The sequence below is a fragment of the Niveibacterium umoris genome (genome assembly GCF_014197015.1).
GTDB classification, from domain to species: Bacteria; Pseudomonadota; Gammaproteobacteria; order Burkholderiales; family Rhodocyclaceae; genus Niveibacterium; species Niveibacterium umoris.
In genome coordinates this window covers 1335136-1359463 of record NZ_JACIET010000001.1, presented here as the reverse complement: position 1 = coordinate 1359463, position 24328 = coordinate 1335136, and the positions used below count along the sequence as shown (strand labels likewise).

18 protein-coding genes and 2 tRNA genes are annotated in these 24328 nt (G+C 63.4%); 8 read left to right on the top strand and 12 right to left on the bottom strand.

Annotation, left to right across the window (positions count from 1 at the left end):
* Positions 1-2: 2 nt before the first annotated feature.
* The 4 genes from GGR36_RS06020 to GGR36_RS06005 are packed head-to-tail and all read right to left on the bottom strand — an operon-like array spanning position 3 to position 3673.
* Entirely contained in the window at positions 3-1082 is a 1080-nt protein-coding gene (locus GGR36_RS06020; RefSeq protein ID WP_183632978.1) for a radical SAM protein, read from the bottom strand.
* Positions 1079-2080: a hypothetical protein gene (locus GGR36_RS06015; RefSeq protein ID WP_183632976.1), complete on the bottom strand. Its 1002-nt coding sequence runs from the start codon at positions 2078-2080 to the stop codon at positions 1079-1081. The genes GGR36_RS06020 and GGR36_RS06015 overlap by 4 nt, the downstream gene beginning before the upstream one ends.
* Positions 2077-3402, bottom strand: a complete 1326-nt coding sequence (locus tag GGR36_RS22230; protein ID WP_183632974.1) for a glycosyltransferase family protein — start codon at positions 3400-3402, stop codon at positions 2077-2079. Before GGR36_RS22230 ends, GGR36_RS06015 begins: the two co-directional genes overlap by 4 nt.
* Before the next feature lie 31 nt (positions 3403-3433).
* Entirely contained in the window at positions 3434-3673 is a 240-nt protein-coding gene (locus tag GGR36_RS06005) for an acyl carrier protein (protein WP_183632972.1), read from the bottom strand.
* A 190-nt stretch (positions 3674-3863) separates the two neighbouring features.
* Here GGR36_RS06005 and pseI point away from each other — a divergent pair, with 190 nt between their 5' ends.
* On the top strand, positions 3864-4910 hold the full coding sequence (gene pseI / locus GGR36_RS06000; protein WP_183632970.1) for a pseudaminic acid synthase: 1047 nt from the start codon (positions 3864-3866) through the stop codon (positions 4908-4910).
* Positions 4911-4952: 42 nt separating this feature from the next.
* Here the strand turns inward: pseI and GGR36_RS05995 are convergent, their stop codons facing one another.
* The 3 genes from GGR36_RS05995 to GGR36_RS05985 form a co-directional block, all read right to left on the bottom strand.
* Positions 4953-6779, bottom strand: a complete 1827-nt coding sequence (locus tag GGR36_RS05995) for a GGDEF domain-containing protein (protein WP_183632968.1) — start codon at positions 6777-6779, stop codon at positions 4953-4955.
* A gap of 67 nt (positions 6780-6846) precedes the next feature.
* Positions 6847-7488, bottom strand: a complete 642-nt coding sequence (locus tag GGR36_RS05990; RefSeq protein ID WP_183632961.1) for a response regulator — start codon at positions 7486-7488, stop codon at positions 6847-6849.
* A gap of 2 nt (positions 7489-7490) precedes the next feature.
* A complete protein-coding gene (locus tag GGR36_RS05985; protein WP_183632959.1) occupies positions 7491-8996 on the bottom strand; it encodes a hybrid sensor histidine kinase/response regulator in 1506 nt (501 codons plus the stop codon).
* 110 nt (positions 8997-9106) lie between these two features.
* Between GGR36_RS05985 and GGR36_RS05980 the strand changes: the two genes are divergently transcribed.
* Both GGR36_RS05980 and GGR36_RS05975 read left to right on the top strand, forming a co-directional pair.
* Positions 9107-9182 (top strand) — tRNA-Thr (locus GGR36_RS05980).
* A 58-nt stretch (positions 9183-9240) separates the two neighbouring features.
* Positions 9241-9317 (top strand) — tRNA-Met (locus GGR36_RS05975).
* Between the two features lie 319 nt (positions 9318-9636).
* Here the strand turns inward: GGR36_RS05975 and GGR36_RS05970 are convergent.
* From GGR36_RS05970 to GGR36_RS05950, 5 genes are all read right to left on the bottom strand, one after another.
* Positions 9637-10380, bottom strand: coding sequence for a tetratricopeptide repeat protein (locus tag GGR36_RS05970; RefSeq protein WP_221229493.1), 744 nt, complete (start codon positions 10378-10380; stop codon positions 9637-9639).
* 116 nt (positions 10381-10496) lie between these two features.
* Positions 10497-13073, bottom strand: coding sequence for a tetratricopeptide repeat protein (locus tag GGR36_RS05965; RefSeq protein WP_183632950.1), 2577 nt, complete (start codon positions 13071-13073; stop codon positions 10497-10499).
* A gap of 4 nt (positions 13074-13077) precedes the next feature.
* On the bottom strand, positions 13078-17487 hold the full coding sequence (locus GGR36_RS05960; protein ID WP_183632949.1) for a cytochrome c3 family protein: 4410 nt from the start codon (positions 17485-17487) through the stop codon (positions 13078-13080).
* 94 nt (positions 17488-17581) lie between these two features.
* Positions 17582-19369: a cytochrome C gene (locus tag GGR36_RS05955; protein ID WP_183632947.1), complete on the bottom strand. Its 1788-nt coding sequence runs from the start codon at positions 19367-19369 to the stop codon at positions 17582-17584.
* A 1-nt stretch (position 19370) separates the two neighbouring features.
* Positions 19371-20219, bottom strand: a complete 849-nt coding sequence (locus GGR36_RS05950; protein WP_183632945.1) for a hypothetical protein — start codon at positions 20217-20219, stop codon at positions 19371-19373.
* A gap of 17 nt (positions 20220-20236) precedes the next feature.
* Between GGR36_RS05950 and GGR36_RS05945 the strand changes: the two genes are divergently transcribed.
* The 5 genes from GGR36_RS05945 (at position 20237) to GGR36_RS05925 (ending at position 24261) form a co-directional block, all read left to right on the top strand.
* A complete protein-coding gene (locus tag GGR36_RS05945; protein WP_183632943.1) occupies positions 20237-21397 on the top strand; it encodes a GGDEF domain-containing protein in 1161 nt (386 codons plus the stop codon).
* Positions 21398-21440: 43 nt separating this feature from the next.
* Complete coding sequence (locus tag GGR36_RS05940; protein WP_183632935.1) at positions 21441-22736, top strand: NAD(P)-binding domain-containing protein; 1296 nt, start codon at positions 21441-21443, stop codon at positions 22734-22736.
* Positions 22737-22864: 128 nt separating this feature from the next.
* Positions 22865-23284 (top strand): ProQ/FINO family protein, encoded by a 420-nt coding sequence (locus tag GGR36_RS05935; protein ID WP_183632933.1) that lies wholly within the window; start codon positions 22865-22867, stop codon positions 23282-23284.
* A gap of 268 nt (positions 23285-23552) precedes the next feature.
* On the top strand, positions 23553-23999 hold the full coding sequence (locus GGR36_RS05930) for a hypothetical protein (RefSeq protein ID WP_183632931.1): 447 nt from the start codon (positions 23553-23555) through the stop codon (positions 23997-23999).
* A complete protein-coding gene (locus GGR36_RS05925; protein WP_183632929.1) occupies positions 23992-24261 on the top strand; it encodes a hypothetical protein in 270 nt (89 codons plus the stop codon). Before GGR36_RS05930 ends, GGR36_RS05925 begins: the two co-directional genes overlap by 8 nt.
* The last annotated feature ends 67 nt before the right edge of the window (positions 24262-24328 follow it).

Sequence of the window (24328 nt, the reverse complement as noted above, 5' to 3'; positions counted from 1 at the left end):
TCTCAAGCCGAACGCCGAACCCGTTCCGATGTGTAGGCCGACTCGTCCTTCAGATTGATCGACGCAGCGCGCAGGCAGAACCTGTAGTAGTCGCAGGATGCGCAGAGTTCGTTGCCGGGCCTTGGTACCGTTGCCCGCACCGATTCCGCAGCGGGGCTGCGCCAGATTTCGAGCAGAGGCGCGTCGTGGATGTTGCCGATGACGACCCGGTCGCAGACCACGACTTCGCCGCTGTACCGGATCTTCGCGCCGCGAAATGGCGCACTGCATGCGATCGGCATTTCGGGATGCGGGGCAGTCAGGATCTCGGTACGCGCATTCAGCGGACGTTTGCCGCCCGTATGGCTGAATACCACCGGTGGGTCACAATAGCCCGCATAGCGCTCAAGGAACCAGGATTCCGAGAAGACCGGAGAAGAGGCGAAGATCGCGCGGCCGTTGCGGATGATGTCTTCGGCCACATCTTCCATGGCCGAGGTCACCTCGGCCTGCCTGCCAGCAAGCACCTCGCTGATCGCATCCGGGTGGTTGCTCCGGCGAACCGCGACAATGAAACCGACGCCGTGCACTCCCCGCGCTTCCCAGAACGCCGCAGCCGCACGCGTGTCGGCCAGGGTCGAGGCCATGACCGTGTAGTTGACGGCGATGATCGCGTCCCGGCAGGCGTCAATGAGTCGCATGGCGCCTTCGAGTGCCTTGTCGAAGGAGGCCCCGCGTCTGACAGACTCGTACACCGAGGGTGTCACGCCGTCAAAGGAGATGTACAGCCTCCGGACGTCCGCGCCCCGGAGTGCCTCCAACGCGGCAGGTTTGGCCAGCGTCGCGTTGGTCGTCAGCACGATCCTGGCGCGCTTTCGCGCCAGCACTTCGATGAGTTTCGGGAACTCCGGATGCGCCATCGGCTCATGGGTGCTGCCGACGTAGGCCCATCCGCCTTCCCAGCCGTCGAGGCTCCGTTCAAGTTGATCGATGTCGATCCGTTCGTTCGTCAGCGTTTCGGTGCTGACATGGCACATCTTGCAACGCAGGTTGCAGGTGTGGATCGGCTCGATGTCCAGGACTTCCGGGCTGGCGAGGGTCATTGCATCGTCTCCCTGTTGGACGGCGGGGCGCCCGGATCTGCGTGCTGGATCGTCCGGGCAAGTGCGTCGACGAGTTCTCGCGGCAATGTCTGCCTGACCAGTTCTGCCATCAACGGGCCCATCGGGCGGGCTGTGGCGAACGATTGTCGTGCCGCCTCGCCGCGAGTACCGAAGCTGCCGCTTTCAAGGGTCGCGACCGCGGCTTCGACAATCTGGTCGCTGCGCGCCACGAACGGGTCAAGATCGCACGCTACGGCACACTGCTCGCTCAGAAGCAGCGAGCCATTGTTCAGGTGGTAATGGATGCGGTTGTTCGACGGGTGCATCCAGCCGGCGTGCTGCCGCAGGTTCAGCGCGACGCGAGTGCGCGCGACCAGATCCTCGCGATGGAAATGGGCGGTGAGCATCGGTGCGGCCTTGACCTCGTAGCCGAGCCGGCCGAGGGTGTCGAGGATCTCCCTGCGATACGGGGTCAAGGTGCCGGTGAAGAGGAAGTCGATGTCCCGCGCCGCATCCGGGCGGAATGCGATACGTCGAAGTGCCTCCACGTAGCCGTGGGGCAGATATCCGACCGGGCAGGGAAGGGTGGCCTGATAGACGCCAACCTGCTGTTCGGAGAGGTGCCACACCGCCACTGCGCGTTCTGCGACCCGCATGAAGTTCCGGTAGCGGGATTCCCAGTAACGCACGTTGTCGTAGTGCTTGTCGGGCGCGACATCCTCCGGCTTGCCGAAGTCGTTGAAAGTCGTACCGGTCATGAACTCGGTGGCGACGATGATGAACCGGGTTCCATGGTCAGCGGCTGCGAGCAGGCGATCCGCGAAGCTATCGTCGAAGTTCTCGACGACGATGTTCAGCGTACCCGGGCAAAGCGGCTTCTCGATGTCGGCACGGAATCCGGCGAGTTCCAGCCCGCAGCGGATGAGCGGGAGCGTGTCAGCCAGGTGGATGCCGAAGTTCCAGTGATTCTCGTAGACGATCTTGATGGCGGTGCTCATGGCCTGGCTCCACTCAACCCCAGGCGGGCCAGCACCTTAGCCGTCCAGGTGCCGGGGTTCATCCGTTCAGCCCACACCTGCTGCCCGCGCTCGACGACGGATCGGCGTTCGTCATCGTGCTCCAGATAGCGATCGATCAGCGCGAACAGGCTTTCGACGTCGCTGAAGTAGTCAATGCCCTCGCCGGGTGCGAGCAGCAGTCGCGTCTCGGGGTTGTCTTCTTCAAGCAGCAGCACGCCGCAGCCGAGAGCTTCCCTGACCTTGCCCTTGCACTGGCTGCGGAACGGGTAGGTCTGCGTGTTGATGCAGATCCTGGTGTGCCGTAGCGCGAAGGCATAGTCGGCGATAGGCAGTGGCGGGCGATTCGGTTCGTACACGCCGCCCAGATGATGAAAACGCTCGCCGTATCGCGCCTTGAGCGCGTCGATCCAGAAGCGTCGACGCCCGACCGAGCTTCCGAACAGCGCGATGTCGTACAGGGGCGGGACGTCCGGTTGCGGGTAGAAGAGGGCCGGATCGAACGGCGTAGGGTGAAAGATCACGCGTTCGCAGTGACGGTGGTGTTCGTAGGGCGGAGCGCCTGCCGCCATCCGTTGCAGACGCGTTCCGTTCGAGTTCTCGATCACGAGATCCGCCCAGAGCAGACTGTCTCGTTCGTAGTCGAGGTAGCTCGACTGCTCCGCGGCTTCGTCATAGTCCCACCACAGCGTGAGGATCTTGAGCGCTGGCTGCGCTTTTCGCGCTGCTTCGAACAGCCACGGCTGAAGGTTCTCGTGCGGATGCACCGGGGTGTAGACCAGCAAGTCGGGCTGGAAATCCTTTACCGTGTCGAGGATCTCCGTTTCCCAGACATGGCGAAGTTCGCCGTCGGGATTGCTGCCATAAAGTGGGTGGATGGTGATCGCATCACCGTGCAGGGCGCCGAGTTCGCGCTCGATGGCTGATTCGTAGGCACGGCTGGATATCACCACATGCCGCGCGTGGCTTGCCACCAGCGCCGGAGAGATGACGGGCAGTCCAACGCACAGAGTGCCATGCAGGGTCTCGTCCCGGTCCGCGACCGCGACGACATTGAGATGCCGCAACTCGGGCCAGAACTGCCGGGTGTGCGCGCCGGCCCCGTACACCACGACAGGAGCGCCGTCGGCCTGCGATCCGACGTCGGCGAGCCGTTTTTTGAGCAGACGGCGGTAGTCCTCCGTGTCACACCCAAGGGAGACAAGCCGGTGTTCGCCAAGCAGGCCAGATGCGAGCATCGGCCGCATGACCTCAAGTACACCCGCCGAGTCCGCCAGCGACTTGGTGTCAAAGCGATGGATCACGAAGAGGGTGCGTGGCCTGGGCGTCATTCAGTCAGAGCGCGACGTTGTACTTGCGCACGATCTCTTGCGCTTTGGCGAAGCTGGACATGTCGATCACGTCGTCGGTGTCGAGCATGATGTCGAAGGCAGATTCGATCGCGGCCACGAGTGCCATGTGGGCCACCGAATCCCACTGCGGGATGCTGTTGAAGCGCAGGTCGTTCACCACCTGATCGGGCGGAATCGCCAGCGCGTCGCTGAAGGTCTGTCGGAGTTGGTCCAGATTGCTCATGCGCGTGTCCTGTGTGCGCCGCCAGCGTGTGCCGGGCGCAGCATTACGAAGTGGATGATGCCGCGACGGTGCGCAAGTGGTGGGCGGATAAGACGCGGGAAACCCCGTCATTTATTGCTAACCTTGCGCCGGTCGGGCGTGCAAGATGATCCTTGGAACGCCGCGTCATCGCAACGCCGGGAGCATTTTCATGATTCAGATCGGGCATATCCGGGTCGGGTTGGACTCGACTCCCTTCTTCATCGCCGAGATGAGCGGCAACCACGGCGGTTCGCTCGATCGTGCGCTGGCGATTGTCGATGCGATGGCGGAAGCGGGTGCGCATGCGCTGAAGTTGCAGACGTACACCGCGGACACGATGACGCTGGACATCGCCGAACGCGAATTCCTGATTACCGATGCGGAGAACCTGTGGAAGGGCCGCACGCTTTACGATCTGTACCACGAAGCGCACACGCCCTGCGCTTGGCACAAACCGCTGTTCGAACGGGCACGTTCGCGCGGCATGTTGGCATTCTCGACGCCCTTCGATGCGACGGCGGTCGACTTTCTCGAAACGCTCGACGTGCCCTGCTACAAGGTGGCGTCGTTCGAAAACGTCGATTTGCCGCTGATTCGCAAGGTCGCCGCCACCGGCAAGCCGATCATCATGTCCACCGGCATGGCGACGCTGCGCGAGATCGGGGAGGCGGTTGAGGCGGCCCGCGATGCGGGGTGTCGCGATCTGGTGCTGCTCAAATGCACCAGCAGTTACCCGGCGCCGCCGGAAGAGAGCCACCTGCGCACGCTGCCGCACATGCGGGAGGCATTTGGCTGCGAGGTCGGGCTGTCGGACCACACGCTCGGCATCGGTGCGGCCATTGCCGCGGTGGCCATGGGCGCGACCGTGATCGAGAAGCATGTGACCTTGTCGCGCGCGGAAGGTGGCGTGGATAGCGCGTTTTCGCTTGAACCCGCCGAGGTGCGTCAGCTGATGGCCGAATGCGAGCGGGCGAGGGCTTCGCTCGGCGCAGTGCACTACGGCCCGGGCGAACGTGAGGCCGATTCGGTGAAGTTCCGCCGCAGTCTGTATGTGGTCGAGGATGTGGCGGCAGGCGAACGTCTGACCGCGGCGACGGTGCGCGCGATCCGGCCAGGGCTCGGTCTGCTGCCGGGCCATCTGCCGCAGGTACTGGGCCGGCGCGCAGCGCGCGACATTCCGCGCGGCACGCCGGTGAGCTGGGACCTGCTGGACTGAACACGCGGCGCGCGAAAAACCTGTCGTCGACAGGCGAATGCGCTAACGCGCCGCCTCCACCCGGTTCTTGCCGGCGCGTTTGGCGCGGTACATGGCTTCGTCCGCGCGATCGATCGTCCGTTTTGCGGGTTGCTTGGGATCGAGCTGGCTGACGCCGGCGCTGAAGGTGATCAGACGCTTGCTGTTGTCGTGCAGGAAGAAGCGTTTGGTCAGTTCGCGCTGCAGTCGCTGGATGACGCCCACCGCGGATTCGAGATCAGTGTCGGGCAAGACGACGATGAATTCCTCGCCACCGTAACGGGCCACCGAGTCTTGCGGACGGATCGTGTCGCCAATGACCCGCGCAAGGTGCACCAGGGCTTCGTCGCCGGCCGTGTGCCCGAGCGAGTCGTTCAGCTGCTTGAAATTGTCCACGTCGATCAGCGCCAGACACAGGGGCTTGCCACTGCGTTCAGCGCGGCCGACTTCACGGTCCAGCGTCTCGTCGAGACCCTTGCGGTTCAGCGCGCCAGTGAGCGGGTCGTGCCTCACCAGATCACTAGCATCGTCGAGTTCCTTCTGCAGCCGCTGCACCTCGGCATTGGCCGCGTCGGCTTTCTGCTTGAGCGTGTTGAGTTCGCTCTGCGAGTTTTCGGCGCGGATCTGGATGTTGCGCGTCTCCTGGATGATCTCGTCCACCACCGAGGCGAGTTCGCCGATCGACTGCGCCTGCGCGACCTGCTCTGCGCAGTGCTCCATGCGGTCGCGATAGCCGCCGGTGGTCGCGTAGAAATCCGACAGGTGATCGACAAATCCCGACAGCATCGCCTTGAGGCGCTCCTGCGCGTCGACCAGACTTTTCTTGAGAACGCCCTGTTTGAGGATTACGTCGCGCAGGCGCTTGCCGAGCTCGTCGATGGCGTCGCGGTCGAGCGGGCCTGCGGTGACCTTGAGCACGCCTTCCACCTGGCCATGCACCCAGCTGTCGTCCGCGACCAGGTCGCTGATGTTCTCGATGATCAACTGCAACAGGCGCAGCAGCGCCTGACGGATACCTGCCTGATCGCGCACCACCCATTCGACCTTATAGGCGAAGCCGCGCAGGCGCTCGGTGAAGCCGGCGGTGTCGAAGCGGGCGCTCGGTTGGCGCAATTCATTGGCGAGTTGCGTCGCGAGCGTGCTCAGCTCGGGCGTCTCGATCAGCAGGCCGCCGATGGCTTCTTCGAGCACCTGGGCGATCAGCGAGCGGACTTCGAGACTGTCGCTGATCGAACCTTTCAGCGGGCTTGCCTCGCTGCGCGCGCTGCTCACCGGCGCGGCCTCGGCTTCCGATGTAGCGGGGGCGGGTGCCCCCACAGCCGTTGTTTCGGCTGCGTCAGGTGGCGTGTCGACCAGCACGATGGTTTCGGCCGTTGCCTCGCCGGCCCAACCGCGAATCAGGCCCTGCAGCCGGTTGAAGAGTTGTTGCGGATCAGCCTGGCTGGCGCCGAGCACGTGGTCGAGCGCTTCGGCCTTGCGTTTTGGGGTGAGGTTGGCGTGGCGCCGCTCCAGTTGCGCGAGCAGATCGCGGATCAGGCTGCCCCAGGGCAGCGTTTCTTCGGTGATCTCCTGGAACAACTGCAGCATCCGCGTGTGGAAGCTCTCCCAGTTGCCTTCCGCGACCGCGCCTTCAAAACGCCTGGCGAGCCGCAGTTGCTCCGGCCGATCGCGTGGCAGTTCGGCCGAGAAGCTCTTGAACTCACGCGTGGGGAAGGTCTCTTCCGGCTGCGTTCCGGCGATCTGGTGGTAGATCGAGCGGAAATTGTCCGGCGTCGGCGGAACACGGCTGACGGCGAGGCGCTTGAGCACCTCGCGGGCGATGTCGGACGGACTTTGCGTGGGCTGGTTCATGGCTTACCCGGATGGATTCGCGGTACAGGATTGCCTACGGCATTCGCTCGCCCATCTTGAGCGCCGTCTATTCGACCAGACCGTGCTTGAGGCCGTAATGCGTCAGTTCCGCGTTGTTCTTGAGCTTCATCTTCTCAAGCAAGCGGGCGCGATACACCGACACCGTCTTGACGCTGAGATTGAGTTCCTCGCCAATCTGCGTCAGCGTCTTGCCGGACGCGATCATGCACAGCGTCTGGTATTCGCGATCGGAGAGCCTTTCGTGTGGTGCGCGATCGTCTTCGGTTATGGCGGTTGCCAACTGTTCCGCCACCTCGGCGCTGACGTATTTCTTGCCGGATGCCACCTGGCGGATCGCCAGCACCAGTTGTTCCGGTGCGCTCTGTTTGGACAGGTAGCCTGAGGCGCCGGCCTTCAAGGCGCGCACGGCGTACTGCTCCTCAGGATGCATGGAAAGCATCAGCACCGGCAGTTTGGGGAATTCCTTCTTCACCAGTTTCAGGGTGTCGATGCCGTTGCGGTCGGGCATGTTCACATCCATCAGCACCACATCCCAACTGCCGTCGCGGAGCAATTGCAGCGCGCGGATGCCGTTCTCGGCTTCGCCGGCGACCACCATGTCGCTGGTGTCGGAAAGAATCGCCCGCAGGCCCTGGCGCACGATAGCGTGGTCGTCTGCAATGAGTACGCGGATTGTCGGAGCGTTCATCGTCAGCCTCGGGTGCTTTCCAGTGAGGGGGGCAGGTGGGTCGGTTGGGCAATCGGGGCGCGCAGCAGTATTTGCGTACCGTGGGGGGGCACAGCAGTGATATCGACACTGCCGCCAAGGCTCGCCACGCGTTCCCGCATGCCGCGCAGGCCGAAAGAGCGGGGTTTGGCGAGATCGGCGCTGCGAATGCCTACGCCGTCATCGGTGACTTGCAGTACGACCTCGTCACCTTCCTGCATCAGGCGCACCGTCACTTCCTTGGCGCGCGCGTGCTTGGCGATATTGGTCAGGGATTCCTGGAATATCCGGAAGATCGCGATTTCCGCTTCCTCTGCGCATTCGATGTCGTGGTCGGCACACAATACATTGCACTTCAGCCCGGTGCGTTGCGCGAAGTCTTCCGCGTGGCTTTCGATCGCGGCGGCGAGGCCGAATTCCTTCAGGATGCCGGGGCGCAGCTCACGCGCGACGCGGCCCGCTGTAGTGATGGCATCGTCGACCAGATCGGCGATGCGTTTGGCGCGTGCGCCGTGTGCCGGGTCGGCTTCCAGGCGTGTGGCGAGCAGCGAGAGCTCGATCTTGATCCCCACCAGCAGCCCGCCCAGCACGTCGTGGATGTCGCGGGCGATGCGCTCGCGTTCGTCTTCCTTGACGCTTTGCAGGTGGTTCGAGAGTTCCGCCAGTTGCGCGCGGGATTCCGACAGCTCGGCCTGCGCTTGTTTGCTGAGCGTGATGTTCCACATCACGCCTTCCCAGCGTGTGGTGCCGTCGGCCAGCGCGGTCGGTGTTGCGCGAACGTTGATCCACTTCGTGTCGCGACCCGGCACGCGGATGCGACCCTCCCAGTTCAAGGTGGCCGAACGTTCCGAACAGTCCGTGAGCTTGTTATCAAAGCGCGTGCGATCGTCCGGAAGGATCATGCCGAGCAGGCGTTCGCCTTCGCCGAGCAATTCGTCGAGGGGAACCTCGAAGAGCAGCAGGGCGCCTTCGCTCAGATAGTCAATCTCGATCGCACCGCTCGTTGCGCGTCGCAACTGAAATGCCGCGCCGGGAATGTTTGCCGCAAGCGCCGCAAGGCGGGCCTCATGGTCACGCGCTGCCTCGATCGCGGCCAAGCGTTCGGTACGCATGCGCGCCTCGCGCAGTTCCCGCTCCACCGCGGGGATCAGGCGGTCAAGGCGATCCTTGCTCAGATAGTCCTGCGCGCCGGCGCGCATGACGGCCGACGCGGTTTCATCGTCGATTGTTCCCGATATGATGAAGAAGGGCACATCGATCTTGCGCGACTGCACCAGCTCGAGCGCTGCAATCCCCGAAAAACCGGGGATCTTGTAGTCGGACAGAATCAGGTCCCAGCCGCCACGCGTGAGCGCGGCATCGAGCGACTGTGGCGTGTCGACGCGCTCCGACATCACCTCGTAGCCGGCACGGCGCAAGCGCGATACCAGCAGGATCGCGTCGTCTTCATTGTCTTCAACCAGCAAGACTCGTAGTGCCTGGCGCGTCATCGATGTGCGTTTTCCGGTGCTGCCATGAAGGCGAAAGTGTGCGTCGGAAAAAGATAGCACGAGCGCGCTGGCGCGGGCACTTCAAATCTGTATAATCCGCCGGCTCCGTCGCCGGCATAGCTCAGTTGGTAGAGCAGCGGTTTTGTAAACCGAAGGTCGTGGGTTCAAGTCCTACTGTCGGCACCAAATTTCAGATTTTGGCTTGACATTGCAGTTCTTTTAAACCATAATCTTTCTTCTCTGACGCGGGGTGGAGCAGTCTGGCAGCTCGTCGGGCTCATAACCCGAAGGTCACAGGTTCAAATCCTGTCCCCGCAACCAATAAAATCGAGGGCCTATAAGCGTTTGCTTGTAGGCCCTCGGTCCGTTTACGCGGTCGTGCAGGCTTGATCTGGGTGTTGCTTTGAAGGCCGGGTGATTCCGCATCAAGACTCATGTTGATGGACCTCGGGCGACTCTCTGCGCACACAAGGCTGCTCGGCATACGGGCGGACGACAGGCCGTATGGGGGTTGGTCGACTCTGCGAGCGGACTTCGCTCGATTGCGACCGGCATCCGACCTCCTCGCGGGGTGCGCCGCGGAGGTACAGAAAAGGCGTGCTTCCACCATCAAGCACAGCCACGATGGTGTTGCGTTGGCTTACCGCGATTTCAATCGTGTCTGGGCTTCAGCAATGTTCGTCTCCGCGAGTTTTGCTTCCATCGATCCCGGTTGCGCGGCCTCACGAGCGCGTTTCCAGTAGCTGACCGCTTCCTTTTCGGCGCTACGCGCGAAGGCTTCACTTCCAGCGAGCATCAGCGATTTGAGATGCGCGGAATCAAGCTTGAGGGCGCGCTGAACGATGTCCCGGCTGTGTGAATCCCATTTCCCGGAATTCGCGATGACTTGCGCGTCGGCCCAGTCGGCGAGAAGGCTGGGATCGGGTGGCAACAGCGCGGCAGCCTTGCCGAAAGCCTCGACTGCCTCTGGGTACTGGTGCAGTTCAAGGCGCGTGCGCGCCATCAACAGCCAGCCCTGTCCGTTATCGGGTGACGCGGCAAGCTTCTGGGCAAGTCGCTCGACCATCACGTTCAGATCGCCGCCAGCCTGGGCGCCTTGAGTCGGATTGGGGGCAACGGCAGGTGCGGGCGCGCCCCATATCGCGGGGCGGGATGGCGGCGGCAATTGCGGTGTTGCGAGCGATGGTTCGGTTGCTGGCTTCATCGACAGGGCAAAGCTTGCGAGCAGCCCCAGCGCGAGCATTGGTGGTGTCCAGCGGAACCAGACTGGCTGGAGTGAACCATCCGAGGACTTCGTCGCAAGGCGCGTCGGCAGGATTCCGGCCCACAGCAACACCACGACAAGTGCCATCAACGCACATACGGCAGTAGGGAACCAGCTCACTTATCGCCTTTCGGTTGAATTGTTCGGGATTGAGTTGCTTGACGGGATGTTGCCGATATCGCCCGGCCATGAATCAGCGGATCGCGTTAGCGCTGCCTCGCATCAAGCTCGCCGGGCTACAGATCCCACCGATAGCCAACGAAGAAATAGTAACGGTTGCTGTCTTCCGTGCGCAGCGGCCCCTCGGCATGAACGCGCTCCAGCCCGCCTTCGGCTTCCAGCGAGATGTAGTCGTTCCAGTTGCTGATGCTGTTCTTCCAGCGATAGGACGCCTTCAGAACTGGGGCGAGACGGCGCTGGCGCTCACCGGAATCGTCCTTCTGGCCGTAATAACGCAGGCTGCCATCAAAGCGCCAAGTTTCGCCGATCGGCACCACGTAGTTGAGGTTCAATGCAACGCCATCGAAGGTCGGCGCAAGGATGTAACTACCATTGATCACACCGACCGCGTTGTCGAACCACAGGTTGCTGCCGATCGCCTGGATCGTGAAGACATGGTTGTTGCCGGTACCGGGCTGGGCCGGGATCAGACCCACAGTCTCGGTCGAGCCGATCGACGCAAGCCGGTAATCGCCGCCGAGTTGCCAGCGCTCGGCAATCTGCCGTGTCAGGCCGACCGAAACCATGGTCGACATGGCTGTCAGTGCCGCGGCCTGACGCCGCACCTCTTCTTCACCGAATTGCGCGATCAGTGAGCCGACCGTGTTGGTCGGGTCGCCGATCAAGGCATTGGTCAGTCCGAGCGGCGGCGACTGCCGGCGGTCAGCAATCAGGTAGAAGCTGTTGCCGTTTTCGCCCTGGTAGTTCGCCTGCAGCATCGCGATGTTGAGCTTGCCAAAAGCGACGTCGTAATCGATGGTCCCATAGACGTTGGTGTGTTCGTCGAAGTAGCGCAGCTCGGTACCGACCGCCTCCCGGTTCACGGCGCCGTCCAGCGTCTGCCTGAGGAAGTAGCCGTTCACACTGGGCCGCCCCATCTCGCTTAATAGCGAGAGGTTGATGCCCGCAAAGCTCTTGCGATAGGGAACGTAGTACTCGACGGTGGAGCCGGCGACCGCATCGACACGGAAGGACTTGTTCAGGTTGTAGCCCGCCAGCAGCCCGTCGAAACGTTCCAGTACGCCGCCACCGGTCGCGGTCTGCCGACCAGCCCTGACGAAGTACCCGGCCTGTCGGTCGGTTCTTTCGGCGTAGGCCGCGTAGAGCCGGTTATAGCTCTTGGAAGAGCTCAGGAAGTTGCGCTGATCGGTATCGCGAAGCACGAAACGGGTATCGCTGGTTTCGTCGCGTCGCCGGGTGGTAAAGCTGGCATTGGAGATGAGCGCATCCTGATCGACCAGCGACAGGGTGTCCTTGGCGAAGGTGAGCTCGCCCGGTGGCGGTGGCGTCGTTGTCTCGATGTGGGATTTACCGCGGTACCAGGACTGCGCAAGACTCGCGCTGGTCGTCCATTCCGTCGGACGTGGCGGGCGCGATGCGCTGCGCGGCGGGGGCGTCTCCGCTGCATTCGAACTTGCTGCGGCACCCGCCGCGCCAATCGCGGCGGCGGTGGCAGCTGCGCCACTTGCGCTGCGCCCCGCCACCACCGGTGCGTTCGAGGAAAGGGCAGCAAGGCGCGCCTGTACATCGGCCGCGTGCGGACCCTGCGGGTAAAGCTTGAGGTAGAGCTGGTATTCGGCCCGCGCCTTGCCCGGGTCGCCGCTCTGCTCGCGCACGTTGCCGATCAGCGCCTGCGACTCTTCGGTGTGTTTGTTTGCCGGCAGGCTCAGCACACGATTCAGCGCAGCGACCGCGACGCCCCACTGGCGGTTGGAGATCGCTCCCTGCGCCTTGGCGAACTGTTCCTGCGCGAGGGTTTCAATGTCTTGCGGCGAGACCTGTGCCGGTTCGTCGCTCTGGGGATCCTGTTGCTGGGGTGCCGGTGACGCAGCGGCTGCCGGTGCTGGCGCCGTTTGTGCTGCAGGTGCAGGTGAAGCGGGCGCCACCGGTGCGGGTTTGGTCGTGGCTGGCGCGGGCGGCGCGGCTGCCGCGGGCCGCGACGCCGGTTTGGGCGCAGCCGTTGCGGCGGGGGGGGGCGCTACCGTCGTCGCGGCAACCACACCCGTGGCGGCAGCAGCTGCGACGCCCGGCGCGGCGGAAGGCGTGGCGCTCGCCGGCACCGCAGCCTTCTTCGACGGCGCCGCGGTGGGCGTCACCGACACTTCGAAGTCACGCGCGTCGCGCTCGAGCGGCGTGCGGATCACGATGCTGCGACCGTCGGCGCCTTGACGCACCGTGTAGGTCATCGGCTTCGGGTAGGAAATCAACACGCTGCCGCTCATTTCCGGATAGGTCACCGAGAATGAGGGAACCATGTCCGTCTTGGGCGACTGAACCGTCTCCGGCACCATGTCCGCCTCGTCCAGCGCCGGATTGATCAGCCGGATGAAGACGCGCAGCACCTGGCCGCTGTTGGGTGGCGCGTGGCGGATGTACTGGATCCGGCTGGCAAAGCGGATCACCGTCTCGGCCTCGGTGCCGTCGCGGTTGATGTCGATGCGGTCGATCACCTGCGCGCATGCGAACTGGCTAAAGGCGGCGAAGCACGCACACACAAGCACCCGCATCAACACCGCAAAGACGCCGGGAAACGGCACAGGGTACGTGCGTTCAGGGCGCGTCGCTGACAGTTCGTATCGGCTTCTTGACGTCATGCCATCAATTCCACTTCGTCACGCTGGTATGGCAATTCGAGGCATCACAGCTGGTCAGCCCGCTCTGAACCGCGCCCCTGAAATTCTTCCAAGTCGGTTTTGCATGCTCGGAGGTTCGAGTGCTCAGACCGTAGGGGTTACCAACCTGATGACAGCTCAGACAGGTTCCCGGGTAGGCCGTAACCGAGGTGAACGCCGTCCTGTGGATCTTCGCGCCGACAAAAGAGGTGTAGCTCTTGTGGCAGGCATCGCACGAGGGCCAGCTGGTGGTGGGGATGTGATTCGACGGTTTCACCGTGATGCTGGTGTAGGCGCCACCGTGACAGGTCGAACACGTTCCGGCCGCGACGCCCGAGTGTGAGTAGGCGGTTGGCGGAAGCCAGGCGGTCTTCGTGTGGCACGCATCGCAGGCCGCTGACGTCGGCAAATGGCTGCTGGGTTTGAAGTCCATGCTCGGATAGGCCGAGGTATGGCAGTTCGCACAACTGCCCGCGACAACACCGGTGTGGCTGTAGGGCAGGATCAGCGGCAGCCAGCTTGCCGTCTTGTGGCAGACATCGCAGGCCGCCGTCGTTGGAATATGCAGCGACGGTTTGCCGGTGGCATTCGTCCCGTTATGGCAGGTGGCGCAAGAGCCCGGTGTGACGCCGGTGTGCGTGAAGCTGGTTGGCTTCCAGGCGGTCGTGCCGTGACACACATCGCACGACTGCGTGGTCGGGATGTGCGTCGCCGTCTTGGCCTGCGCATTGGCGTAGGTATAGGTGCCGTTGTGGCACGTGGCACAGGCACCGGTCGTACCGGTATGGCTCATCGTCGCAGGCGCGAAGGCGGTGTAGTTCTTGTGGCAGGTATCGCACTGCGCTGTGGTTGGCACATGGTTGGTCGGCTTGCCCAATGCGGCCGTGCCGTTGTGGCAGGCCGAGCAGCGGCCCGCCGCCGGTGGCGAGGCGGTGGCGTGATTGAACGTTGCAGTGGCCCAGGTGGTGGTCGAGTTGTGGCAGCTGTCGCATTGCGCAGTTGTCGCAATGTGCGTTGCCGGCTTGGTCTGTGCGTTCTGCGCCAGGTAACTGCCGTTGTGGCAGGTTGAACACTGCCCGGCCAGGCCGGCGTGATTCATAGAGGCCGGAGCAAAGGCCGTGTAATTCTTGTGGCAGGTGTCGCACTGCGACGTGGTCGGTATGTGTTTGGCCGGCTTGCCCATCGCGTTGGTGCCGTTGTGACAGGTCGAGCAAGTTCCCGGCGCGACGCCGGTGTGCGCATAGCTCGCCGGCTTCCAGGCCGCGGTGCCGTGACAGGTATCGCAGGACTGCGTGGTCGGGATGTGCGTTGCGGGCTTGGTTTGCGCATTGACGCTGGTGTAGCCGCCGCCGTGGCAGGTCGCGCACTGGCCTGTAGTGCCACTGTGGTTCATCACCGCAGGCGCGAACCCGACAAAATTGAGGTGGCAGGTGTCGCACTGCGCCGTGGTCGGGATGTGTGTGCCGGGTTTGCCAAGGGCACTGGTGCCGTTATGGCAAGTGGCGCAACGTCCCGCAACGGCTGGAACAGCCGTTGAATGGTCGAAGGACGCCGTCGCCCAGCTTACCGTCGACTTGTGGCAGCTATCGCACTGTGCCGTTGTTGGCGTGTGGGTGGGCGGCTTGGTCTGCGCGTTCTGAGATGTGTAGGCGCCGCTGTGGCAGGTCGAACACTGGCCGGCGAGTCCGGTGTGGTTCATGTTCGATGGCGCCCAGGCGATGAAGCCGTTGGTGTGGCACAGATCGCACTGCGAAGTCACCGGGATGTGGGTCGAAGACTTGGCGAGCGCGTTGGCAAACGTGTAGGTGCCGTTGTGGCACGTGGCACACGCGCCAGCCGTTCCGGCATGGTTCATCGACGCGGGCGCAAAGGCCGTGAAATTGGTGTGGCAGGTGTCGCACTGCGCGGTGGTTGGAACGTGGTTTGTGGGCTTGCCCAAGGCAGCGGTGCCGTTGTGGCATGCCGAGCAGCGGCCAGCCGCCGGCGGCGAAGCGGTGGCGTGATTGAACGTTGCAGTAGCCCAGGTTGTCGTCGAGCTGTGGCAGCTGTCGCATTGCGCTGTCGTTGCGATGTGCGTCGTCGGCTTGGTCTGCGCGTTTTGCGCGAGGTAGCTGCCGTTGTGGCATGTCGAGCACTGGCTCGAAAGGCCTGTGTGGTCCATCACCGCCGGCGCGAATGCGGTGAAGGTCAGATGGCAGGCATCGCACGAACGGGCCGTCGGAATATGCGCGGCCGGTTTGCCCATCGCATTCACGCCGTTGTGGCAGGTGGCGCACGAACCGGCCACCACCCCCGTGTGGGCGAAGGTCGCCGGCTTCCACGCGGTGGTGCTGTGGCAGGTGTCGCACGACTGCGTGGTCGGAATATGGGTTGCCGGTTTGGCGTCTGCATTCACAGCGCGATACGCGCCGCCGTGGCAGGTCGTGCACTGTCCGCTGGTGCCACTGTGATTCATCAACGCCGGGGCGAAGGCGACGAAGGTGTTGTGGCAGCTGTCGCACTGCGCAGTGGTCGGGATGTGGTTGGTCGGCTTGCCCAGCGCGGTGGTGCCGTTGTGGCAGGTGGAACAACGCCCGACCGCAGGTGGCGAGGCGCTGGCGTGGTCGAACTTCGCCGTGGCCCAACTGATTGTGGATTTGTGGCAGCTGTCGCACTGTGCTGTCGTCGGCGTGTGGGTCGGTGGCTTCGTCTGTGCGTTCTGCGACGCGAAGGCTCCGTTGTGGCATGTCGAACACTGGTTTGCCAGGCCCGCGTGGTTCATCGTGGCCGGGTTCCAACTGGTGAAGCCGTTCACATGGCAGGTGTCGCACTGCGACAGCGACGGGATGTGCCCGGTCGGTCGCGCAAGGGCATTCGCGAAGGCGTAGGAGCCGTTGTGGCAGGTCGAGCAGCGTCCGGCCGTACCGGCGTGGTTCATCGCGGCCGGCGCAAAGGCCACGAAGTTCGTGTGGCAGGTGTCGCACTGCGCACTGGTCGGAATGTGGTTGCTGGGTTTGCCGATCGCTGCGACGCTGTTATGGCAGGACGAACAGCGACCGGTCGCAGGCGGGGTCAGACTGTTATGGTCGAGTGCCCGCGTGGCCCAACTGCTGGTCGACTTGTGGCAGGTGTCGCACTGCGCGGTGGTCGGCACATGCGTTGCCGGCTTCGTTTGCGCGTTCTGGCTCACAAACGCGCCTGCATGGCAGGTGCTGCATTTGCCGGCCGACCCGGTGTGATCCATTGTTGCCGGCGCAAAAGCGACGAAGCCGCTCTTGTGGCAGGTGTCGCACTGGGCCGTGGTCGGAATATGCGTCGACGGCTTGCCCAAGGCATTGGCAAACCCGAATGCGCCGCTGTGGCAGGTGGCGCACTGCCCGGTGGTGCCGGTGTGATCCATGTTCGCCGGCGCGAAACTGCTGAAGTTCGTATGACAGGTATCGCACTGGCCGGCGGTCGGCACATGGTTCGTCGGTTTGCCGAGTGCTGAGGTACCGTTGTGGCAGGTCGAGCAGCGACCCGCTGCCGGCGGGCTCGCGGTGGCGTGATCGAAACTGCCGGTGGCCCAGGTACGGGTGGAGGTGTGGCAGGTGTCGCACTGCGCCGTTGTCGGAATGTGGGTGGCCGGCTTCGTCTGCGCGTTCTGGCTGACAAAGGCACCACCATGGCAGGTGCTGCACTTGCCGGCCGATGTGCTGTGATCCATCTGCGCCGGAGAAAAGGCCACATAGTTGGTGTGGCAGGCGTCGCAGGGCTGGGTGACTGGAATGTGCGACGCAGGTTTGCCCGGTGCCCGCACGTTGTTGTGGCAGGTTTCACAGGTGCCGGGAACGACCCGCGCGTGGTCATAACCCGCGGGTGTCCAGGCGGCCATCTTGTGACAGGAATCGCAGGACGATGTCGTCACGACATGGCTCGGCGGCTTGCCGCTTGCGAAGATGCCGTTGTGGCAGGTCGAACAGGTGCCAGTCGTCACACCCTGGTGCCGGAACGTGGTGATGTTCCATGCGTTGGTGGTGTGACAGGTCGCGCATGCCTGCGTGGTCGGGATGTGGGTCGAAGGCATGGCACCTGCGCCATAGCGTGAACCCGCACGATGGCAGGCGCCACAATCCCGCGGCGTGCCCTTGAAGATCCCCTGCTGGTGGCAGGCCTCGCAGCGAACCACGGCATGCTGTCCGGTCAACGCGAAACCGGTTTTTGCATGCTCGAACGTGGGTGAGTTCGCCGTCTGTGCAAGCGCGGTCGACGCGGCAAACACCAGCAAGAGGGCACCGAACAGCTGAACGAGCGTTCTGGCGAACGCGTGTGATGCAGAAACAACCTTGGCTTGGAAGGGCTGGCGATACAGCTTGTCGCGTGTGGATGCCTTCATCGGCGTCTGGACGAACGCGTCCCCTCCTGCTCTGTGGGTCATACATGTCCCTTTATCGAGTAGGGACTTTCGGAAACTATAGTCGAAAACCCGCGGAGCAATGGGGGGTTTTCCCATCTGCAAATACGAGGCGCAGTCATCGCTTCTGCCGTTTCCAGTTGGCGGTGACATGGCAGCGATCGCATTGCGCGCCAAACCCGCCTTCATGAACGTCGTCGCGCGTGTGGCAGGCGACGCAGGGCCGCCGCGTCGCCTTGCCCGTCATTTCCTTCTCGTGACAGGTGTCGCACTGAACCTTGGCGTGTCCGCCATCGAGCAGGAATCCGGTGCTCGCATGGTCAAAGTCCCAAGCCGCCCAGCTGCGCGCGCTGTGGCAGGTTTCGCAGCGCGTACCGAAGCGTTTCTTGTGCACGTCGTCGCGCTCATGACAGCCGATGCACGCGCTTGGCGCGTCGCGGAAGGCGGGTGTGGTGTGGCACTTGGCGCAGTCCACCTTGGTATGGCTGCCGACCAGCGGGAAGCGCGAACGCGCGTGATCGAAGGCGGTGCCCTGCCAGCGGCGTTCGTCGTGGCACTTCGCGCAGTCCTTGCCGAGCTGGCCCTTGTGCTTGTCGTCCTTCTGGTGGCAGGCGAAACAGGTCTGCTGGATCTTGCTGCCCTTCAAGGGGCCGAAGTCGACCAGGTGGCAGGCATCGCAGCGCACCTCAAGGTGTTTGCCGCGCAGCGGGTAGGCCGTCTTGCTGTGATCGAAGCGGGCGTCCTTCCACTTGGTGTCGGCGTGGCAGGTCTCGCAACGGTCACCATAGCGGCCCTTGTGGCCCTTGCTCTGGTCGTCCTTGCGGTGACAGCTGACGCACGCGGTGTCGAGTTTGACGTTGGCCTTGTTCCCCGACACCCCGCCGATGTGACACGCCTCGCATTTCGTTTCGCGATGCCCGCCGCGCAGCGGGAAGTGCGTCGTGTCGTGATCGAAGGTGCCGGTCTTCCAGCCGCGTTCGTTATGGCAGCTCTCGCACTTGTCGCCGAGCTTGCCCTTGTGCCCCTTTTCGTCGTCGTCCGCCTTGTGGCAGGCCACGCACTTGGTCGGCAGTTTCTGCTGGTAGAGCGAGCCTTTCTCGGGCAGGTGGCAGCTCACACACTTGGCCGCGCGGTGCTTGCCTTTCAGCAGGTAGTGCGTGTCGGTGTCGTGGTCGAACTTGATGTCTTTCCAGCCGCGATCGGTGTGGCAGGTCTCGCACTTCGTGCCAAAACGGCCCTTGTGGCCCTTTTCGTCGTCGGTCTTCTTGTGGCAGGCGTTGCACTGCGTCTCTGCGCCCTTGAAGGTCTGATCGACGTGGCATGACTTGCACTTCACCTCAGCATGCTTGCCGCCCACCAGTGAGAACTTCGTCTTCTCGTGGTCGAAGCTGGTTTCCTTCCAGTTCTTTTCCGTGTGGCAGCGCTGGCAGTCCTCACCGAGGCGGGTCTTATGCACGTCGTCCTTGCGGTGGCAGCTCGCGCACGCGGTGTCGGCATCGCGATACTTCTTGCCGGCCACATGGCAACTCGCGCATTTGGTTGCGATATCCGCGTGCTTGCCCTTGAGCTGGAAGCCGGTCTTGGCGTGATCAAACTTCTTGGTGTCGATGACAATCAGCGACGCGCCCCGGCCCTTGTGGTCGGTGTGGCACGTGCGACAGGTCGTGTTGTCGAGGTGACCGTGGAAGCCTTGCCTGCCCGCGATGTCCTTGCGGATGTCCTTGTGGCAGTCCTGACAAAGCCTGTCTTGCGCCGAGCGGTCAAAGCGCTGATGGCACTTGCTGCATTCTTCCTCGATCTTGGCGTGCGCCTTGGCGAGCTCGCCCGGCATGATCGCCTTTTCGATCGACTCCGCATGGGCCGCACCACACAGCCATAGCGCGAAAAGAAGCAGCAGCGCCCGCATGTCAGTACATGTGCACGGCGATCACGTGGACGATGCCGCTGACCAGAAGCAGGTACAAAAAGGGCACGTGCACCAGATGCCACAGCGAGAACAGCTTCTCCCATACCGAGAGCTGCACCGCGTCGACGATGGCTTCGACGTAGGCCTCGATACCCTGTTTCGCCAGCAGGTAATTGAGGCGCACCGCCATCCGGTTGACCTCGCCCTCAGCCTTTGCGTCGGTCTTTGCCTGCTTGCGCAATGCCTTGCGTGCGTCGGCGCACACGCTGCGCGCGATCACCCGGCCGCGATGTCGCAGCGTCACAAACTGCCAGGTCTTCTGAAGGGCGCTGCGGTTGGGCGCATTGGCCTCGCGGCGAAAGGCCTGCAGGCGGACTTCGATATCCGGCCGCATGACAAACACCGAGCGCATGTTGTCGTTCGACTTGTTCAGCTCACGTTCCACGTCTTCCAGCGTCAGGCGCTTGCCGTACAGGCCGCGGTGAACGTGGCGATAGACGAAGCGGCCGACCAGCCCGCTGATCATGACCAGCAGCATGGAGTACAGCGCGACACGGCCGTTCATCGAATGCGTCTGGAAGGTCGAATGGAACATGATCAGCAGCGGCCCAAGCACCCCGGCCACCATGTGGTACTTGAACCACGAGGTCATCTCGCCGAGTCGTTCGAGCGCACGGACACGCTTGCGCAGCGGGTACAGCAACAGGCTCAGCATCAGCAAGCCGCCCGCCAAGCCCAGGTTGTAGCCCAGATCAGAGCCGGCGGTGTAGGCCTGCTCGACCACCACCAGCCAGACAAGCCAGCCAAGCAGGGCCGACAAGACGCCGCCGGCAATCCAGACCAGCGCCATTGGGGCGTTTGCCTTGCTTGAACTTGAGCTTTCGGCTAGAGGGACGGCTACCACACGCAGCTCCGGAAAATGGCCGACTCGAAACGTCGCTGACCGGCGTCAATGTGAAAAATATCACACTGGGATATTTTCCCATATCCCTCATGTCATTCGCGCGACAAGTGCTTGCCTGCACCACCCCGGACGCCTCACCATCCCCTTGCACACTTTCAGGAGCCGGCTGTATGAGTGCGAACCCATCGGCGTCTCGAACCTTGCCGCTATACGCGTTGGTGTTAACGGCCGTATTCGAGCTGTCTGAAGCCCGCGGCACCGCGGCATCCGTACCATTCATGGCGTCCGCGCTGATTGCCTTGGCAGGCATCTGGCATGCACGCCAGGCGCCATCCGCCCCCACATTGGTGGGCGCCTATGTTGACGCCGTCGCGGCCTTGCTGCTGCTGTCTTGCTTGGGTGGGCTTGCGAGCGGACGCGCTTACGAAGCCGTGCACCTCGCCCATCACGCCGCGCGCTGGAGTCCGGCGTTCGCACTGTGGTGGTTCGCCGATTCAACCTATTCGCTGTGGGGCGCATCCATCCGAGCGCTGGTGTTCACCGGCGTGCTGAGCATATTGGGAATCGACGGTTTGCATGAGGCCCTGCAGTTGGGCTTGCTCGTCGGCATCATCGCGCTGACCGCTGGCTGGGGCGTCCGACGCTTTGGCCCGGCGCAGCCAGCACAGCGGCAGCGACGTGAAGACGGCATGCACGATCCGAAAACCGGTGTTGCGTCACTGCAGGCGTTCGAATCGGAGCTGGCGCAACTGACCGCAATTTCGGATCGTTACGACATGCCGGTGACGATGCTGTTCGTGCGTCTGATGGACGCCGGCGCTGCGCGCACCGTGCCCGGCGACGCGCTCTTGGTCGCTTTCGCGGCGCAATTGCATCGGCGGGTCCGGACGGCCGACACCGTGTGCCATGCCCGTGGCGGCGATTTCTACCTCCTGCTCCCGAATACGACACTTGAAGGCGCGCGCCAGATCGCGGACGACATCGACGCGTGCGCAAACGGGTTAGGTTCGGCGCAGGGGGCATCGTGCATCGCCGAAGTGCTCGTCGAGCAGCACTGCACTGGTGAGGATCCGATGTGCATGGTCGAGCGCGCCGAACGGCGCCTTGCGGCCAAGTACGCGTAAGTGGCTCGAAACAAATCGATGTTCTGGACGGCTGGCCTGGATCGTGACTGACCTGATTTTCTATTCCTTCCCGGTGTTGCTCGTTGGGGTGGCCCTCTACTTCCACCTGCGCGCCGCCCGCAAAACCACCGTCAAGGCCGTCGAAGTACTCAAAGAGGCGGAAGAGTCCGGGCTTACCGAACCGCCCTCGCTACACCCGGTGGTCGATCTGTCGGTGTGCATGGGCTCTGGCGCCTGCGTGAAGTCCTGCCCTGAAAAGGCGCTCGGCGTCATCAAGGGCAAGGCGGTGCTGATCAACCCGACCCACTGCATCGGTCATGGCGCCTGCGCGCCGGCGTGTCCGGTGGGCGCAATCCGTCTCGTGTTCGGCACCGCCAAGCGGGGCATCGAGATCCCGCAGGTGAAGCCGGACTTCGAAACCAACGTGCCAGGCATCTTCATCGCCGGCGAACTGGGCGGCATGGGGCTGATCCGCAACGCCGTGCGGCAAGGTTCGGCTGCGGTCGGAACGATCTCGAAACGCCCCCGCGGCGCCAACGCGCTCGATCTGGTCATCATCGGAGCCGGCCCGGCCGGTATCTCCGCTTCGCTGGCCGCCGAGGAGCTCAAGCTGCGCTACGTCACCATCGAACAGGAGGATTCGTTGGGGGGCACGACCTACCACTACCCGCGCAACAAACTGGTGATGACCGCGCCGATGCAACTGCCGCTGGTCGGGCAAATCAAGGTGCGGGAAGTGAGCAAAGAGGCGCTGATGGAAATCTGGCAGGGCATCCTCGACCGCTTCCAACCCAAGATCCAGTTCGGCGAGCGGATGGAAGAGCTGATCCCGCAGGACGGCGGATTCACTATCCGAACCAACCGCGCGACGTATCAGGCTGCGAGCGTGCTGCTCGCGATCGGGCGCCGCGGCACACCCCGCAAGCTCGGCGCTGCGGGTGAAGACCAGGCGAAAGTCGTGTATCGGCTCATCGATCCCGAACAGTACCGGGGTGCTCATGTGCTGGTCGTCGGGGGTGGCGACAGTGCGCTGGAAGCCGCACTGGACTTGAGTCGCGAGCCCGGCACCACGGTGACGCTCTCCTATCGCGGTTCCGCCTTCGGGCGGGTGAAGCCCAAGAACCGCACCCTGATCGACGCTGCGGAAGCAGAAGGGCGCATCGATGTACGGTTGGAATCGCAGGTCGCTTCGATCGAAGCCGATCACGTGGTCCTGAAACAAGGCGACACGACGCATACCCTGCCGAATCAACACGTGATCATCTGTGCCGGCGGCGAACTGCCGACGCCCATGCTCAAGAAGATCGGCATTCAGGTCGAGGCGCACTACGGAACCTGAGATATCGACCCTTTGTTGCGCGCAGACCGCGCTGCGCCGTGACACGAGGTCGCTGATTCGAGCCCGAGTGCATCGGAAACCCCGTTATCGGGCGATAATCCGGCCTCCATTCGATTTCTGTCCGTCACATGAATAGCCCCGCTGCAACGCCCAGTCCCCGAGAACTCCTGAAACTGATCTGCGAACGATATCCGGTGTTTCGCGCGTGGCAGCCGCTTGCAATCGGCGTCGACAAACAGCTTATCGCCTTGCATCCCGAGTTTCCGGTGAAGGCCTTGAAGACAGCCCTGTTGATCCACACGCGATCGCTGCCGTACTACAGGAACATGGCGAAGGCGACTCAACGATTCGCGCTGGATGGCTCGATCGCGGGCGAGGTGACCGACCAGCAGCGCAAATACGCGAGCGAACAGATCGGCGAAATCCAGCGCAAGCGGGCTGAAGCGCGCAGGGCTGCAGAAGAGGCCGAGAAGGCGCGCAAAGCGGAAGAGCTTCGCCAGCAAAAACTCCAGTTGCTGGTCTCGAAGTTTGGTGGCGACAAGACCTAGCGCTTCGCACGGATGTCAAAAGAACGAAACGGCTCGAGAAAAACGGGCCGTTTCCTTTTGGCGGAACGGTTTGCGCGGCGGCCGGCAGACGGGTGTCCGCATCGTACCGATTCGATGGCAATTGGGTTCATTGCTGGATTTGCTGCGGCAGCAGCCAGAGCGGCGCATTCCTTGCTTGTGCACTGCCACATACCGGCGCCGGCCAAAAGCGGGCGTCGGCGGCGATACGGGAACGTATCTTTTCCCGAGCTTGGAGCAAGGATGCACCATGTTTGAACATCAAGACACCTGGCGCGAGGGGCGCGCAGAACAGCCTGCTGAGACCTTGGCCAAACGCCGGTCAACCGAACCAGCGAACGCCGCATTCACGGTGCTCGCCCACGAAGGCCACGAAACACCCACCAGCGACCCCGCCACACGCATGTACGCGCCGTCGGCCTGGAAGCTCGTTCCACGCAACAAAGCCTACGTCGAGACGTGTACCTTCTATGTGCAGCGCGAGGCGTTTGCCCATGCCGAAGACTTCGATTGCGAAATCATTCCGCTCTTCGAGCACCCGGCGACGTTAACGGATGCTGCGCGGATGCTGGCTGTGCTGCGCCAGTGCGTCGACGCGCTGCGCCTTACTTCCGAGAGTTCGGCCACCATGGCGCACCAGCGTGATCAGGCGCTGCGGGCAGGCGAGGCCCTGCTGCAGGAGGTGGATCATGGCTAGGTCAGCGCCGGTCGCATGGGTGTGGACCGGCGCCGGGCGTCGTGTCCAGTTCGAAAAGCCGACAGGCAGCCGTCATCCGGCGTGGAAGCCCTTGTTCGAGGAAAGCCGATTCGAGGCGGAGCAAGAAGCGCTGCGCGAATTGAGCGTCAAGGTCGACGCGCTCGCCAGCCTTGCTGGCAAGGAAGATAGCGTCGCGCCTGAACTACTTCGAATCGTCCATTCGATGCAAAGCGCGCTTGCGACGCTGAGCGTGCATCGCTGACGCGCAGTACGCGGTCGTTGGTGTGGCGCCACCGGATGGCGACCGCGGCGGCGGGCGGCACCGGTCA

What these genes read in the sequence shown, in the direction of transcription:
- GGR36_RS06020 (WP_183632978.1), bottom strand. Translation starts at nt 1,082, where the DNA reads ATGACCCTCGCCAGCCCGGAAGTCCTGGACATCGAGCCGATCCACACC.
- GGR36_RS06015 (WP_183632976.1), bottom strand. Translation starts at nt 2,080, where the DNA reads ATGAGCACCGCCATCAAGATCGTCTACGAGAATCACTGGAACTTCGGC.
- GGR36_RS06005 (WP_183632972.1), bottom strand. Translation starts at nt 3,673, where the DNA reads ATGAGCAATCTGGACCAACTCCGACAGACCTTCAGCGACGCGCTGGCG.
- pseI (WP_183632970.1), top strand. Translation starts at nt 3,864, where the DNA reads ATGATTCAGATCGGGCATATCCGGGTCGGGTTGGACTCGACTCCCTTC.
- GGR36_RS05995 (WP_183632968.1), bottom strand. Translation starts at nt 6,779, where the DNA reads ATGAACCAGCCCACGCAAAGTCCGTCCGACATCGCCCGCGAGGTGCTC.
- GGR36_RS05990 (WP_183632961.1), bottom strand. Translation starts at nt 7,488, where the DNA reads ATGAACGCTCCGACAATCCGCGTACTCATTGCAGACGACCACGCTATC.
- GGR36_RS05985 (WP_183632959.1), bottom strand. Translation starts at nt 8,996, where the DNA reads ATGACGCGCCAGGCACTACGAGTCTTGCTGGTTGAAGACAATGAAGAC.
- GGR36_RS05965 (WP_183632950.1), bottom strand. Translation starts at nt 13,073, where the DNA reads ATGACGTCAAGAAGCCGATACGAACTGTCAGCGACGCGCCCTGAACGC.
- GGR36_RS05960 (WP_183632949.1), bottom strand. Translation starts at nt 17,487, where the DNA reads ATGACCCACAGAGCAGGAGGGGACGCGTTCGTCCAGACGCCGATGAAG.
- GGR36_RS05955 (WP_183632947.1), bottom strand. Translation starts at nt 19,369, where the DNA reads ATGCGGGCGCTGCTGCTTCTTTTCGCGCTATGGCTGTGTGGTGCGGCC.
- GGR36_RS05950 (WP_183632945.1), bottom strand. Translation starts at nt 20,219, where the DNA reads ATGGCGCTGGTCTGGATTGCCGGCGGCGTCTTGTCGGCCCTGCTTGGC.
- GGR36_RS05935 (WP_183632933.1), top strand. Translation starts at nt 22,865, where the DNA reads ATGAATAGCCCCGCTGCAACGCCCAGTCCCCGAGAACTCCTGAAACTG.
- GGR36_RS05930 (WP_183632931.1), top strand. Translation starts at nt 23,553, where the DNA reads ATGTTTGAACATCAAGACACCTGGCGCGAGGGGCGCGCAGAACAGCCT.
- GGR36_RS05925 (WP_183632929.1), top strand. Translation starts at nt 23,992, where the DNA reads ATGGCTAGGTCAGCGCCGGTCGCATGGGTGTGGACCGGCGCCGGGCGT.